Consider the following 16,197-nt stretch of genomic DNA (forward strand, 5'->3'; position numbering starts at 1 on the left):
AATAAAGGAAATCGCTATGGGTGTTAGGAAAACAAATGCACATGAATTTACTAATGACTTTGGGCACGACCTTGCGACTGCTCAGGATCATAGTGCTTCAATGTTTGCATTCAGCGATAGGTTTAAAAAATATGCAACGGCAGCAGTACTGGTGACGCAATTGGCTGGGATAGCTGGTAATGCAGCTGCAAACTTTGAGCAAGATTCTTTCCAATATGGGCATTCCGCACCTGCTGCAGTAGAGCAGCAAGAGCAGCAGAACTTACTGATAAAAGAAAACATCTATGTAAAGGATGGTATTTTAATCCTAAGGAATGATGGCGCACCGAGGAATACTGCCTCGGGGGTAACATATGGCCTGCAGGAAAGTGAAATATTAAAGTTCTTTTCTGGTTTAGAAGACAATGAGGTCATGAATTTCCATAGCAACATGGTTGATCAGGTAAATAAAGACGGAGAACTGGGCCAAGCAGGCTTGTTAGAGATTCTAGAGCCCTATGAAAATCAGCCTGAGTATCTTAGGCATGGCTATACCGCTGTCTTTAACGAAGTAAGTAAGAAATTAGAGGGCAATAAAAACCCCGAAGACATATCGATACATAGATACGCTGCAATCCGGTTTGGTGATGCTTGTGTCTATAGTTCAAATGAGCACCTATATGAAACCAACCTTCGAAAAGTAATAGAAAATGATAAAGGTGAGTTCCTCTTCCATCATAATAGTAAGGTAATGGATGGTTTTACCACCAATCCTGATGCTTCGTCTATGGTATCGCTCTATTTGGACTCAACCCCTATATCAACGGGAGTTGAGAATAAAGTGGATAGCATCCATCACGCCATCGATGAGCATGAGGAAAATCACTGTTTATTTGGCCCTAACAGTAGCGACTTCTTAAGGGAATACTATAAAGCAAATGAAAAATTTGACTCAGAAGCACATGCTGCGTCTCTAATTGAGCAAGGGAAGTATTCATATGCATCCGTACATGCTGAATGGCTGAAGCCTGATAACTGGACGATGCAAGACTTCAATCAAATGCATAAAGAAAGAATCGACGAGGTTTATAGTGACTACCATGGCATCTTTGAAACTATTGCTTCGCAAATGAAAGAAAGCGGTGAAATAACGCCCGAACATATTAAAAATCTAGGATTGGGCGACAGTGCAGCCGATCACACCTACCGCAGTTTAGTGTCGCTAAGATCGGGCTCTCTTATGAGCATGCATGATCCAGCACATGATACCCTTGGTCATTTAGAAAGACACAAAGATGATTTAAACAATCCAACTTTAAACTGGGATGCTATAGAGGACGGATTGGTACAAAACTATGAGGCGGAATTAGGCAACACCATAAAAGAGCATTTAACGATGCATATGATTGAGCAGAATGAGCCGGGCTGGTACGCCTTTACCGATTCTCCTCCACTATCAGATCCGAGTTATCACGAGGATTTGTATGACTATTACCGCTCCCTATATACCGCTTCTAATGCAATGACCTTACAAGATCACTTCCCTTCACGTGAAGAGGCAAAACAGATTTGGAATGATCGTGTTGATTTGGTTGAAAGGTTTGGTGGGGCTGGAGCAACTGAACAACTTATAGAACATTATCGTGATTTTGGCGATACCAAGATTGATCGGTTTTATGATGCAAAAGTCGCTCTCGATAAAGCCAATTATCTGGAAGATCCCGATAACAAATACACAATCGTAGGTTACTTGATCGAAAATGATTCTAGCCTCAAAAATGCATCTGATTCTGAAATCGAACAGGCCTACGAACGCTACTCACAGGAATTGCTTGGTGAAAGTTGGTTAAGCGACTCTGAAGAAGTGGAGCGCGATATCAGTATGGATCAAGCAAACAATACGCCGGGTATGGAGAGGTAAAAAACTTGGGTGTAAGAAAAACCAATGCAAATGAATTCACTAATGATTTTGGTTATGAATTAAAGGCTGCTGAATCGCATGGGGAATCTGTGTTTCAATTCAGTGACAAGTTTAAAAAAGTAGCCATGGGTCTTGTTCTGGCTTCGCAAATCATTGGTATTGGGAATAATGTACTTGCATCAACCAATGGTGAGCATATCCCTGCGGTTGATCAGTCGCAAAATACCGTGGCGGAACAGCAGGTGAATGTCGAAGGCGACCCTATGTTGCGTGATAACATATATGTGAAAAACGGTATATTAATACTCCGCAATACCGGAGATGCAGAAGTTGGCGCACAAGGCGTTACTTATGGACTGCAAAAAGAAGAAATTGCGAAGTACTTTGATGGCCTGAGTGATGGTGAAGTGCGTGAATTTCATCAAAACATGAGTGAATCTAATGATTACCGCGCTGATCAGATTCCCGCCTTCTTCAAGGAGTTAAAAAAGGAAGGCTACGATAGTATGTCAGCCTCTGAATTAAGGTCGTCATATACTGACTATCTATATGAGCAATCTCATGATTTTGGCATTGGTGATAATATTGAAAACGGCACCACCGCTAATGATTTTGTCGCAGTTTCTCTTGGTAAAGCCTGCACTTACACATCTTCTGAAATTGCATACAACAATCTAGTAAAGCCTGTATTAATGAATCAGCAAGGTGAATATTTATTTCACCATAATCGTGAGATTTTCAGGGACTTTGATACAAACCATGACATAAGTCCGGACGGTGAGGTTTATGCTGATACCATGCCGCTCAATACGGGCATAAAGAGCACGGTCAACAACGGCGCAGCCTTCTTTAGTCATCATGAAGAGGCTCACTGTTTCTTTGAGATGGACAATAACCTTCTTCTTAATTCCTATTTTGCAAGCAAGGGCACATTGGATACCGATTCAATGCAGTATGCCGCCTATGGATCAGCAGATGTTTCTCTTACCTCTGCTGTGGCGGATACCAATATCAGCGTCTTTTCTGATTACACCATTGAGAATATGCACGATATGTTTCGCGTGGTTGTAAATGAGTTTCATAGTGATGCTGAGGCCTTAGAAGCACTGTCGCAAGGGGCTGATGGCAAGGTGGATATGAATAAGGTTGAAGAGTCTATGCAAACCATTTCTTCTATGCGCTCTACTCCTCTTGCAACTAATGAGGATGCCATACATAACACCCTTCCATATATGGATCGATTCCAGCACCTTATCACCGAGGATGGATTTGATTGGCAAGCTGCCGAAAAAGAGCTGAATGAAAACTACATGGGTGAGTTTAAGGGTTTTGTGATAGATTACATGACCATGGAGGTGGTTGAGCACGGGCCTCGTGATAACCCTCATCAGTTTGGTGATTTGGATGACGTATATTATGCTAATAGTGAACTTTATTCAGCATCACACTCCACAGCGATGAAAGACTTTTTCCCAACGCGCACTGAGGCACTGGAGAGTTGGAATAATCGAGTCGATTTAATGGTTAAGTACGCTGGTGAAGCCATGTCAGATAAAATTGAACAGCATTATCGAGAATATGGTGAGCAAGCTATTAATCAGTTTTATGACGATAAGATGACGTTGGATAATGCCAAGTACTTTGAGCAGTCAGAGAATGTTGTATATGGCATAGAAGCTATCGTTAAGCGAGACATTGATATCGAGACTGCGGAGGGCCATATCTTCCAAGCCGCTATGAATAGTAAGTCACAAGAGCTATTGGGCAAGAGTATAGAAGAAGTGAATCCGTCAGCGGCAGAATGGTATGAATGGCATAGTAATGTTGGAAACCCTAATGGCGATGGAGTTTCAGTTAAGCATCAAGAGGGAAGCCCCGGACTAACTCGATAAACCCGCCCCTTTTAAGGGGCTTTTTAAACCAAATGAGGAGCCGCACTGGTGACCTTTTTGGGCGAGTTTTCTTTTTTCTTCATGTACACGTGACGACAAGCAACATAGCAGTATCCCGACCAAAACATCATAGAGGCAACCTGAAGGAGAACAATAAGAGAAAGCATCACTTCGTTTTTCATCGTGTCCGCGAAGTTCATGAATGTCAGCATTAAAAAGGATGAAGCTGCAGCATATATGGACAGCGGCATGGCACTGCTCTTAGTATCCATCCCACCACCCAAGAAGTTATGCAACATTTGCCTACTTAATCCTAAAATGGAGATTAAATTGGGGAAGTTTCTAAGTACATTTGGCCAGTATTTTATACCGAAAACATTACCGAGTGAGAATTCCAGCCACGGCCTTCCAAGGATATTAATGAAATTAGCGAAGAATAGAAAACTAGAAAGGTCTACCAGCATCAGGCCATAGGCTGTGTACTCGGGGCCCATGGGCGGTTTTATGACTAATGGTCCACCAGAGGGTGTGTTGGATGCCGGTCCTAATAGCCACTCTAACCCAATGACCCCTGCAATTATAACTAAACCAATAACAGTCATAAGGGCCATGAAGCAAATAGCAGCCAGAGTTAAGAATTTCATCACTTTAAGGTCAGATCGGAGGTGCCAAAGCCAGTTATGACGGGCTGATGGTGCAGTAAAGTTATCCAGATATAATTTTGAGGGACTTAAACTCTTGCCTTCATCGAGTGCGTGAAATAGCCGGTCAGTTACAGTTCTGAAGCTGCAGATCGATACTAATACGCAGCTCAGTGCAAAGCAGAAAGGCGCTACTATGAGATCCAGTGCAATACCGTTCCCTTTAAGTAGTCCGGAAACCCATTCTTGGATCATTAAAAGAAGACTAGACCAACCAATAATGAAAACACCTAAAACGGTAAGTGGAGCAATACCTCGGCGCATCAATCCTAAGGTTAGGTATGCCCATTCCTTCATGTCAGATTCTGTATATTTTTCAGGTTTTAGTGAATTCATCAAACACCCTCAAGGGCTGTACTTTGTGATTTTTGAACAGAATTTTCACGTTTACCCATATACACATCACGACAGGCAACGTAGTAAACAGCGTAAGTGTAAAACTTAAATCCTGTTGAGATTATGATTGCAAACAACGTTAAAAATGGATTCATAATACAAGCCATAACCAAAGATATGAAGGCTACATCGATCGATCTCTTCACAAGCTCATTGTAAATAGCATTAGGTGTATTAGGTGCCTGCCCGCCTCCGGTAAATCGGCGGTACCAATCACACAAATTTGAAGGGCAGGAATCCCAATAATTGCGCGCAGGGCTGCTCCAAAACTTTAAGTTAAAAGAGTTGCCTAGTGAGTATTCCAACCATGCAGATCTTAACGGATTCTGTAAAGAAAAGTACATAATGCAAAGCATCGCAGTTACAGTAATCAGGAAAGAGTCATTAGGGTCAAACCACAATCCTTTCTGTAAATCAACCTCTAGCGTAGCGTGGTCCGGATGGGGCAACATTAATATTAGAGTAATAAGTACTGAAATTACTGAAATCATGGCTAGGAAGATAGTATTCATGAGTATCGCGTTTTTAAAGGTGATTTGTAACTCCCAAAGCCAATTGTTGCGTGCTGCAGGGTTTACAAAAAAATGTCTCAATAGCGTGAGAGGCGATACAGATCTATTGTTGTCTACTAGATGAATTATATGATCCACGAACCCTCTGCATTCTATCAGCGACATGAACATTATGGCGACAAAGAGTACTAATGGCGAGGCAAAGGCGGTGTAAAGCCATTCGCCATCAGAGTCAGCAAAAATCTCAAGTACCAACCAGAGAAGTATTTCCACCGCCCCATAAAGAAGCAGGATAGAGACAGTGCCTAGAATTGCCAAGGGCAGCCATGCCGCCTTAACTAATTCAAAAGCCTGTTGTTTCCATCGCGGATAATCCTTAGGCCCATAATGATTTGGTTGTAGTGCGCTCATCAATATTACTCTTGACTTTTCCTTAGATATTATTATAGCATTAATTAATATTCAAGGGGCGAATTAACTCGCGTCCCGAGCGCCTGCAGCGAGGCCAATAAAAAGGAGTGGATATATTAAATTTCATCGAACTTAAATTCTGGCTCGATGGATGAGAGCTGTACTTGTCTGAAATAGAGCCCGGGAAAAAGTTCATGAAAGAACCATTGTGTCTAGTTGCACCTAGTCAACTATCTTCATTTAAAGCGCAGGCTAAAACCTTAGCTGAGTCAATTTCTGAAATAACAAGCCGTAAGCGCGTTAAGCTGAGAAGAGCTCATGATTTCGCTGCGATAGCATGCAACTACACTTCTTACTCTGATGTGGTATCTAGATCTAAAGGGATTGAGTATTGTGGCGACCCTCTAGTTGCGCTGCCTGTAAACCACTGGACCAAGATTTCAGAGTCCCTTTCTGATTCTTATGGAATTACTCATGCCGAGGCGCTTGCTGCCCTAGAGGCTTTAAGTAAACAGTATTCAGGCTACCTAGGCGGCCTCGTTGTCAAAGAGGTTAAGGATGCATTAGCGCCCGCCTTTTCGTCGGAAATAACAGGTGAAGAGTCTGATTGTGTAAATAAGACTCCAGAACTCCCTTTCAGAATCGTAATGGATGAAGTGGGCATGTATTTCGATTCAATGAAAAAAGCAACCTACTCTGACATATCTGACTTAATGGAATTTCTTGGTCTAAATGATCAGTTGTGGCATGTCTATGAAACAGCGGAAGATCCGGAAGTTAATATCGCTTGCCTGCAGGTTGTTGCTGAGCAGATTCGTACTGACATTATGGAAAGTGATAATTACTTCCCGTGGCGAGTGAAGGATGAAAGCAAACTCAGGCTAAAAAAACGCGTAATAAATTTGGTTGAAATGAACTTAATCTCAGCCTCTGAATATATTGGTAGGCATTATGACGATAATTTCTCCGTCTTAGGCTTTGGTATAAAGAAAACGCAAGATCATCAGGACCTATTCTGGCTATACAATAAGCAATTAAGAGCCATTTACCCAACCTCCTATGAGAGCCTAGAATTAGCAAAGCAGGAACTCGCTTACTTGATGAAAACAGGCCGGTTTTCCGACCCTGATGTCTCAACGTACCTTCCTATAGATTGGTCATTGATTGATCCAGACTTGCCAAAGTGCTCCTCTGGGTTGAAGCTATTTGATTTGCCTTGTGGCCGAGGGAAAGTCTTTATTGACAATACAGTTAATGTGACCCCTGACATCCTTCCAGAGGAAGGATTGTTGGCTAGGCCATTTATTAATGAGGGAGATGTGCTTCACTCAGGCAAGTCGAAATCCAAAATAGTTTGGCAAGGTGGACCGATTGAGCGACTAAGTGTGGAGTCCGCTGATAGTTGGCAGAGGCAATCTGAGGAGCTAAAAGGGTCGTGGAAGATGCACATGGGCAAAGTAGGCATTGAACCATGCATTCCAGCCCTTAAGGGGTTGGCTAGAGACATTCACAAGACCAATGAGATAGAGTTTTTGATGGTCTCAGAAAGAGAGTATCGAAAAGAATTTCCAGCGCTAGTTCGATATCTTTCAATTCCAGAGGTAGAAAAGTGGCACAAGGAGGCAGCTGAGCATCATGGCTATAAAATGTGTAGCTACCTGCATCTGGATGAAATGGAGACAGCGCTACATGGATTGTATGTAATGCTGATGGGTGAAGATCCACCACTATTTTCTGATGCGGAGTACTATTTGGGTTACTTACTGGCAACAGGTCAATACAAGTATAAGGACGTTGAGTTGAAGTATGCACTTGAATCATATGAAAAGATTCATTTATCCATTAGTGGGTGGGCGTATCGCATCAGAGAGATAAACCATGAGATGAGTAGGCAAATGGCTGAAAGAGGAGCAGGCAATATTCCTTATTCGATGTCGCGAACTATGCGTGAAGGACGTAAGTTTGGAGTGGCTGTTAGACATCCTCCCTGTCTTAAAGGACGGGCTTGACGCACTTTGTGGTCACCGAGTGCCGATTAGCTCTAATTGGTACGTAAATGAGGGGGGGGGATTGTAAAACGCCCTCCCTAAATTGATCACTAATAAAATCCATACAAAAAATAAGCAATTAATATAAGGGCATGTAATAAAAGCGTAGTAATGCTTTTTGAATCATTATATACTTTTCACACAATTTAATTTCGTTATAGTAAATAAAAATGACTTCAACGATTGATGAAGGCGAGATTCTAGAGCACAAAAGAGAGCCTATCTTTTTAGTGATGGTCATGTGTTCTATTTTTTGGACGGGGTTGGTTTCATATTCCTTATTCTGGAATACTGCCAACCTTGAAAGAAACATGGAGCATCAGGCGCTTTCAGAGGCAAAATCAGTCTGGAATAAGGATGCAGCATTTCGCCGCTGGGCATCATCCCATGGCGGTGTTTACGTTGAAGTAACTAATGAAAATCAACCCAATCCATACTTATCTCACATTTCCGAGCGAGATATCCAAAGTACAGATGGCAAAGATTATACCCTGCTTAATCCTGCTACGATGCTTAGGGATATGTCACAACGATATGAGGAGTTGTATGGGACAAAGGGAAAAATAACTAGTACAGTTGTCATCAATCCAGTCAACAAACCTGATCAGTGGGAAACGGTAGCTCTTCAAAAATTCACAAACAGTGCGGCTATAAAAGAGATTTATGAAATAACTTCTTCGCATGGTATTGAGTATCTCCGGTATATGCGCCCTATGCATATGACCGACGGATGTGATAAATGTCATGGCCATATGGGCTATAAAGATGGAGATATACGCGGTGGCGTTAGTGTATCCATTCCTTTAGCAGATTATAGGTTTAATGCGAATGAGGCTATCAATGGTATGCGTATCACCCACGTCTTAGTTTGGGCACTTGGGTTTATTGGCATTCTATCATTCAGTGTATTTGCCCATTGTCGCGAACAGGATCGCAAGAAACTATTAGATCAGCTTAAAGATGGTGCCCTGTATGATTCACTTACAGGCCTAGCAAACCGCAGGTTATTCAACATGCGTCTCTGTAAAGCTATTGAGCGCAAAGAAAGCGATCCATTCTATACGTATGCTGTCTTTTTTCTTGATCTAAAGAGATTTAAGCATCTTAATGATAGCTATGGTCATGCGATTGGGGATCAGGTCCTACAGACGGTTGCTGAGCGCCTGAATGGTTGTGTAAGGCCCGGTGATACAGTGGCTCGAAACAGTAGCGATGAGTTCACTATTTTAGTAGAAGAAGTTGTGGCGCCAAAAGAATTATCAAGTGAAGAAGGTACTACAGGGTTAATTGCCGATCGGATGCTTTCCGAAATATCAAAATCGATGGATATTGCTGATTACCAGTTTAATATTGAGGCATCTATTGGCATTTGCATCGGCGAGAAATATTACAAAACACCCGATGAATTGGTATGTAACTCGGATACAGCGATGTATCGTGCCAAAAAGATGGATCAGTCTGTCATGTTATATGATCCAAACATGCATGCTGATATTAAATTCACCACGCAAATTGAGCATGATATTAAGTATGCAATGGAGCGTGGCGAGATAGAGGTCCACTACCAACCAATCATTGACCCACATAAGGGCGTTATTGATGGGTTTGAGGCACTAGTAAGATGGTACCACCCTACCCTTGGTCCAATTTCACCAGCGGTATTTATTCCAATTGCAGAGAATACCGGGACAATTGTTGCCATTGGAGATTGGGTCTTGCATGAAGCTTGTAAGCAAATTCAAATTTGGAATGAAACATACATGCCAGATAAGCCATTTTCTATAGCAGTAAACCTTTCTGCAAGACAATTGTTACTTTCAAGCATCGTAGAAAATGTCCGAAAAGTTTTATCTTTGACCAGATTGGAACCTACTCAACTGCATCTTGAATTGACTGAGACAATGTTGGTGGTTGATCAACAGAAAGCTCAATCGCACGTAAACAACCTACGCGCACTTGGTGTCCATTTGCATGCAGATGATTTCGGAACCGGCTACAGCTCATTAACCTACCTGCAGAACTTTAATTTTGACACAGTTAAGATCGATAAAGATTTTGTTCAGGATATGGATGGGAATAGCGCAGGACACAAACTCACTAAAACTATCCTTCTGATGGCAAAAGATATGGATCTTTCAGTGGTTGCTGAGGGTGTAGAAACTGAAGAGCAATTCGCCTTACTAAAGGAAATGGGTTGTCCATTTATGCAAGGGTATTATCTTTGTGCGCCTAAGCCAGCACTGAGAATAGGAGGATTGCTAAACCAAGGGGCTCATGAATCCTTGCAGACTCTTAGAGATAATAATTAAGAAAAATAAGAACACTTATAATAAGAAAAAGAGAGTGTAATGAGTAACGGTAACTGTCAACTATTTAAGTCTGCAGAAAATTTTTTTAACTGTCTAAATGTTAATTTTGATGACACAGTTAGTGTCATTATTGTTACGCATGTACTCGACAATCCTCAGCCCTATTTAGATTTTCTTAAGCGCAATTTTAATCTTGCACTTGTTTTGGCGAAATCAGGTAGTGCAAGCAGCAAGACTGTTGGTGATAAAGCTGTAAATTACCCAATTTTAGTAAAATCAAGAGAGGAACTGAGTAATCAGGAAGTGGTTGTTGAGATAATAAATTCGTATTGCCCTATCGGACGACTGGTCCTCGTTGATACTGGCGGATATTTTTCCGAGCTTCTTGCTGATATTACAGATTTATTGACGTGTGATTTATTGGGCGTTATTGAAGTTACTGAAAATGGCCTGCAACGTTACGAAAAAAAATATCAAAATAATATGCCTATATTGACTGTGGCTAGAAGCCCATTAAAAGGGCCTGAGGATTTCTGGACGGGTCGCTCCATTGTATTTTCAGCAGAAGTGTTATTGCGTGAAATTCATATCATTCCTAATGGACAAAAGGCAGTAGTGTTCGGTTATGGAAAGCTTGGCCAGTCTATTTGCAGTTCCCTTCAAGCCCTGAATATACATATCAGTGTTGTTGAGCTATGTCCTCAAAGGGCAATTCAGGCACATTGCCGCGGATTGAAAGTAGAGGAGAAAAAAGCTGCAATTTCTGAATCTACACTGGTGTTTTGTGCGACGGGAAATAAGGCTTTGATGCCTGAGGATTACCAGCACCTTAAGTCAGGAGCATTTATATGCACAGTAACATCTGCTGATGATGAGATATTTCTTCCGCGTGAGGTTGACGGATACCTCTCTGAGCCGGTCACTAAGAACATCCGTAAATACGGGGGTAATGGGAAATATTTCTATATTGCGAATAATGGTAATGCCATAAACTTCATTCATAATGCGGAAGTTGGACCGTATATTTTCTTAGTCCAAGCGGAAATTATTCAATGTATTGATCAAATCGCAAGGATTGGCGCTGATTGCCGTATAGGTGAATTGGATAAGGAATTTAGAAATAGGATAGCGAGCATATGGCTAAAGCATTTTGAATAAGATAACTTCTTAAGGAAAATTAACAAGGCAAGTTAGATAAAAAACTTTATTAGCATAAAGCATTAGATGATTTTAATTTAATTTATCGTAATACACACTGGAAAAGAGTACGCTAACATTCTGAATACTAGTCGTCTATGGATAAAGTGCGTAAGGAGTTGGGCGATGCTAAAACTTTCTTCTCAGTATTTTTTATCAACCCTTCTCTCATTCCTTATAATTGTTTTCACTCCCATTGTGTCCGCCACAGTCGAAAAGAACGATGATCAGAACCAGCAAATCACACTCCAACTACGTTGGTATCATCAATACCAGTTTGCAGGCTACTATGTAGCTAAGGAGCTCGGTTATTACGATGAGGTTGGTATTGATGCTCTGATAGTTGAGGGAGCGCCCGGTATCGATCCTGTTAAACAGGTCACTAAAGGAAGAGCAGATTTTGGCGTGGATAATAGTGGACTTGTTTGGGCTAGAAGTCAGGGAATGCGTGTAAAGGCTGTGGCTGCGATATTTCAAAAGTCCGCTATGAGGTTTATCACAAAAGGATCAGATAAATATACTCCCAAAGACATGTCTGGGAAGAGTGTTATGTTGCTTCCAGATTTTGGGAGTTTGGCCTTAATAGCACTTTTAAAACAAGAAGGACTGCTAAATCAAATTCAACGAATCAACTCCTCACACAATATTCAAGATCTAATCAACGATAAGATCTTTGCTTTTAACGGATATGCTTCTAATGAGCCTTTTGCACTGGAAGCGTCAAATTTAAATTATAGATTAATCGACCCCGCTGACTATGGCATTAGGTTCTATAGTGATGTTTTATTTACCAGTGACAGACTATCAGAGGGAAATCCGAAACTTGTTGATGCTTTTAAAGCGGCTTCTGTAAAAGGTTGGAAATATGCTCTAGATTATCCAGAAGAGACAGTAAACATCGTGAGAAAATATGCACCTCACAAGTCTCGAAGTCATCTTCGGTTTGAGGCCAATATTGTGAGGCAGCATATGGTTGCTGATTTTGTTGATATTGGAAATATGAGTAATGATCGTTGGGCAGATATTCAAAGACATCTCGTTGCAATTGAGCTTATACAGCCAGAAAATACGATTATGGTTGATAGCCTTCTCCACAAACCCTATAAGAAACCCAATAGCTGGAAAGACCATCTGGAGTATTTTGCAGCCCTTTCTTTTCTAATTGTAATGCTAACCATTGCCTTATGGGTATATCGCCAGCGAGCTAAAAGTTTAGAGCAAGAGGTTATTAAAACAAAAGAATCAGAGGCTAAACTATTTATTGCCGCAACACATGATTCATTAACGGAGCTGCCTAATAGACTTCTATTTATGGATAGATTGGAAGTTGTGCTTGATGATCTTCGCCGCACAGGGCTCCATTGTGCTATTGCGTTTATTGACTTGGATAATTTCAAGTGCGTTAACGACAGCTATGGGCATCATAAGGGTGATGAACTATTAAGGTTGACGGCTCAGCGTCTAAAAAATGAAATAAGAGCATCCTCTACGATAGCTAGATATGGTGGCGATGAGTTCGTATTTCTTGGAAGAAATATAGATGAATCTGAAGCTGCAAGTCTCTCATTGAGATTAATAGATGCGGTTAAGGAGGCTTCTAATGAGTTAAAAATAGAGCCTCAAGTCACAGCAACCATAGGGATAGTGCTAGTTAAAAGTATGGAAGGTCTTAATGCGCAAAGAGTGATCTCCATTGCGGACAAGTTGATGTATGACCGTAAAGCCACGGGTAAAGGCGGCTTTACGATTGACGTCGTAAACAATCCACTCAACCGAAACAGATTAGATGTTGCAGAGTGAGCTACCAGTAATAAACATGAGGCTTGTGATTACCAAGGCTAAAATGCATATCACTATAATCTCTGCCATTTCTTACTAATCGGCAAAGGTGTCGGTCTTTAGCCCTTCTTGGACGGTTCATGAATAAATTCACGTGCCATGTTGGTGTATTATCATAGCGTGCAGCATGCTTTCCGCGGTATTTGTGAATTGGCCGACCGTTATCATCACGGTCTTTGGCTTTGTTAAATGTGGACATGTGTGTCTCCTAGGTTAAGTTACCTAAAAGAGCGCAAATCTCCTCATGTGTATCTTCATGGTGTCTCCTTAAGGGGTAAGATCGCCATCTTGTTCGTTCACAATTTCTAGAATGGCGTTAACCCTGTCTTGAACATCAGCAACTGGCACAAGCTTTCCATCAAGTTGCCCGTAAACATCATCAAATGGAAGGCCTTGAGTATTGGATGGGAATGACATATCCCCATCTGTCCATCCATTACCACGTTTGATGAAGACGTAACCGTCATTGGTTTTAAACGCTTCAGGACCTTTAGCCTCAGCCTGTTCTAAAGTCTCCATGGCTGGAATAAACTCTTTCTTAAAGTTTTCAAGATGATCCGTATCAATACCCATTTCAAGTAATGCATCTCCGTAGCGCTTATTTTCAAGATGCGCCATTACCTCATCGGTGCAAAGGAAAAGCATATTATCAAGGTCTTCCCGCACTTTAAGCTTATAGAAAGGCTTCATGAAAGAATCTGTTTGAATATCAGTGACAGTCCTAAGGAAAATCTCTTTAAGGTCCGTTGCAGGTTGATTTAACTCAAGTATTCCTTTAGCGGTCCTTTCGTATTCCTCAATCCAGCTTCCAAGAATTTCATTAGAGCTCCACCCATCGGATTTAAACTTATCTAGAGCGAGATGCCATTTGTTCTCGGCTGCTTGCCATGCCTTAGCGTCAGCTTCAGTCATTGTTTCCCAAACATCGGAAGGGTGTGCTGGTAGCTCTTCTCTTGTACGTGACATGACAATTACCCATTTGTTAGCCATATAGAACTAATTATAACAAATATTAAATATCATTTGAAGTTTTAAGGGGTTGGAAAACAAAGATATGGCACTGCAAGTGCCACCTTGTGACACTTTGTGCAGGGAAATACAGAAAGAAAATAAATCAATTAACCTATAAGCACGAAATATATGACAGGGGCGTAAGCGTGATTAAATACATTAAAAAAATAGTTGAGTATGCAGTTTTTTGCATGGGGCTAATGGCATTCTTGGTCTGGCCCGCTTATGTAGGGTGGTCAGTGTTTAATGACATGCAGAGCCTTGCCCCTGTCATGACGTTGATTACAGGCTTGGTATTGTCATTGGGGATATCTTTTAAAAATCGTCCTTTTATGGCCGCATATATCAGTTTAATGAACTGGGTCTATGGTGGCAAGGTAGATAATAAGTGTGGTTTCGAGCTTTACATGCTTGCGTTATGGACAATCGCTTATAGTGCTGGGATATGTCTGATGCAAGGTCTGGCATTCTGTATCAGCGCATTAGTTGGCTAAGAGGAAATAAGCCAGATGCAAATCTTTTTAAGAGAAAAAAACCGGCCTATGCCGGTTTTTTAAATTCACTCTGCATTACCAATAAGCGCGGAAAGCCCCTTCCTTCAGGTGGGGGGAGGATGTCAAAGCCCGGGTTGTGCTAGCTCCCTATCCTTCTTTGGAGCCTTGAATTCGGATTCAAATGCTACCCAATCAACGGGTTGTTCATTATCGTGTGCTTCAATAAAATCCCCATAGGAGCTTACGGATAAACGATTTCTATCCATATCGAAAACAATGGATGGCGTGTAGCTATCGCCAGAATTGAGATACTCCGCATTATATTCGCTGATGCTTTCAACACCGTGACACTCAAGTAAATCATTCAATGCGCACTTAACCAGATCTATGTGGCTAGGCTCATGGAATGATTGCCTAATCAAATGATCGGCGCGCTCTGACACCTCTGCAGGGTCAATGGTGCCTGTAAGCACCCCTTTAACTTTGCTCACAGTTTCATCATCAAGCTCAAAGTAAGCTTCTATTTCCGCACAGGCGCGATCGAGTGGTAAAGGCGCTAGTAGCTCTTCAGCCTTTTGAAAGGCGAAAGTCTTAAAGCAGCCTGAAAAGTCAGGATCGCCATAGTATTCACGGACTGACTCTTGTACACGATTAAAGTATGAGGCGAACTTTTCACCGTGCTCTGGTGGAACTTTGTCTTCCGCCACCTTAGTTAGCATTGCATTTTTACACGCTGTGTTGAACTTTATTGCCGTTACTTCAAGTGGTGCGTTCTTAAGCACAGCCTCGCGCAACGCAATTAGAGAATCATCAAATGCTGATTGCAGGGTTCCCAGCGGTCCATAATTTCTTTCTTCGTAGTCATCAATGCGGCCAGTTAAAAAGCTCAGCAGTTCGTTAAGTTTCGAATCTGATAATGTATAACATGACTGCAGATTCTTAGGTAAAACTTCCTGTAGACCCAGACCCATAGGCTCGTAATATTTGTTACCTAAATCTGTTAGTTTGGCGACAAATCTCTCATCCAGTCTCCTGTAGTTTGGATTAGACTCAAGATCATCCTCATCCTCTTCGCCATCACCAATATCGAAGTATTCTTGATCATCAATGAGGTAGCCTTTCATCATAGACTCACATAAATCTTTAACATCCGAATAGTATTTATTTGAGTTAGGATCTGAATAGGTGTTACGCATATAGATAGCGAGGTCACGAAGTTCTTCGATTACATCTGGATTATCATCAGGATCGAGAGAAAAAGGGCTGCTATTACGACCCGTCGTATGGGACGCATTATCAAAATACTGAATTAAACCGCCATTATGCCACTGATTCATAAGATCAATCATATGCCTTGTAAAGGATAATTCCTTACCTAATATCTTCTGCATTGCCTGAGATTTCTCAACAGAGTCTAAAGACTTAGTGTTTGGGTCATTGTAGTAAAGGTTCATAACCTCAACAGCCTGATTGATTTCCATTATATA

12 protein-coding genes are annotated in these 16,197 nt (G+C 41.4%); 7 read left to right on the plus strand and 5 right to left on the minus strand.

Annotated features, from left to right (window positions below; genetic code table 11):
- Window positions 1–16: 16 nt before the first annotated feature.
- Window positions 17–1,900 carry a hypothetical protein gene (locus ACMXYT_RS18020; RefSeq protein WP_415912984.1) on the plus strand — a complete coding sequence of 628 codons (1,884 nt, stop codon included), beginning with the start codon at window positions 17–19 and terminating at the stop codon, window positions 1,898–1,900.
- 5 nt (window positions 1,901–1,905) lie between these two features.
- Window positions 1,906–3,792, plus strand: coding sequence for a hypothetical protein (locus tag ACMXYT_RS18025; protein ID WP_415912985.1), 1,887 nt, complete (start codon window positions 1,906–1,908; stop codon window positions 3,790–3,792).
- A gap of 23 nt (window positions 3,793–3,815) precedes the next feature.
- Here the strand turns inward: ACMXYT_RS18025 and ACMXYT_RS18030 are convergent, their stop codons facing one another.
- Together ACMXYT_RS18030 and ACMXYT_RS18035 are read right to left on the minus strand one after the other, a co-directional pair.
- Window positions 3,816–4,829 carry a hypothetical protein gene (locus tag ACMXYT_RS18030; protein WP_415912986.1) on the minus strand — a complete coding sequence of 338 codons (1,014 nt, stop codon included), beginning with the start codon at window positions 4,827–4,829 and terminating at the stop codon, window positions 3,816–3,818.
- Window positions 4,829–5,812: a hypothetical protein gene (locus tag ACMXYT_RS18035; protein ID WP_415912987.1), complete on the minus strand. Its 984-nt coding sequence runs from the start codon at window positions 5,810–5,812 to the stop codon at window positions 4,829–4,831. Before ACMXYT_RS18035 ends, ACMXYT_RS18030 begins: the two co-directional genes overlap by 1 nt.
- Before the next feature lie 194 nt (window positions 5,813–6,006).
- Between ACMXYT_RS18035 and ACMXYT_RS18040 the strand changes: the two genes are divergently transcribed.
- From ACMXYT_RS18040 to ACMXYT_RS18055, 4 genes are all read left to right on the plus strand, one after another.
- A complete protein-coding gene (locus tag ACMXYT_RS18040; protein WP_415912988.1) occupies window positions 6,007–7,821 on the plus strand; it encodes a hypothetical protein in 1,815 nt (604 codons plus the stop codon).
- A gap of 209 nt (window positions 7,822–8,030) precedes the next feature.
- Window positions 8,031–10,169, plus strand: a complete 2,139-nt coding sequence (locus ACMXYT_RS18045) for an EAL domain-containing protein (RefSeq protein ID WP_415912989.1) — start codon at window positions 8,031–8,033, stop codon at window positions 10,167–10,169.
- A 39-nt stretch (window positions 10,170–10,208) separates the two neighbouring features.
- A complete protein-coding gene (locus ACMXYT_RS18050; RefSeq protein WP_415912990.1) occupies window positions 10,209–11,327 on the plus strand; it encodes a hypothetical protein in 1,119 nt (372 codons plus the stop codon).
- Between the two features lie 165 nt (window positions 11,328–11,492).
- On the plus strand, window positions 11,493–13,166 hold the full coding sequence (locus tag ACMXYT_RS18055; protein WP_415912991.1) for an ABC transporter substrate-binding protein: 1,674 nt from the start codon (window positions 11,493–11,495) through the stop codon (window positions 13,164–13,166).
- A 1-nt stretch (window position 13,167) separates the two neighbouring features.
- Here the strand turns inward: ACMXYT_RS18055 and ACMXYT_RS18060 are convergent, their stop codons facing one another.
- Together ACMXYT_RS18060 and ACMXYT_RS18065 are read right to left on the minus strand one after the other, a co-directional pair.
- Window positions 13,168–13,404 carry a hypothetical protein gene (locus tag ACMXYT_RS18060; RefSeq protein ID WP_415912992.1) on the minus strand — a complete coding sequence of 79 codons (237 nt, stop codon included), beginning with the start codon at window positions 13,402–13,404 and terminating at the stop codon, window positions 13,168–13,170.
- Between the two features lie 68 nt (window positions 13,405–13,472).
- Window positions 13,473–14,171 (minus strand): hypothetical protein, encoded by a 699-nt coding sequence (locus ACMXYT_RS18065; protein ID WP_415912993.1) that lies wholly within the window; start codon window positions 14,169–14,171, stop codon window positions 13,473–13,475.
- A gap of 191 nt (window positions 14,172–14,362) precedes the next feature.
- Here ACMXYT_RS18065 and ACMXYT_RS18070 point away from each other — a divergent pair, with 191 nt between their 5' ends.
- Window positions 14,363–14,710, plus strand: a complete 348-nt coding sequence (locus ACMXYT_RS18070) for a hypothetical protein (RefSeq protein WP_415912994.1) — start codon at window positions 14,363–14,365, stop codon at window positions 14,708–14,710.
- Between the two features lie 122 nt (window positions 14,711–14,832).
- Here ACMXYT_RS18070 and ACMXYT_RS18075 read toward each other — a convergent pair whose 3' ends face one another.
- The gene (locus ACMXYT_RS18075) at window positions 14,833–16,191 is read right to left on the minus strand and encodes a hypothetical protein (RefSeq protein ID WP_415912995.1); all 1,359 of its coding nucleotides are present in this window, start codon (window positions 16,189–16,191) and stop codon (window positions 14,833–14,835) included.
- Window positions 16,192–16,197 lie beyond the last annotated feature (6 nt).

The organism is Neptuniibacter sp. QD37_11 (assembly GCF_047778105.1).
Classification (GTDB): domain Bacteria; phylum Pseudomonadota; class Gammaproteobacteria; order Pseudomonadales; family Balneatricaceae; genus Neptuniibacter.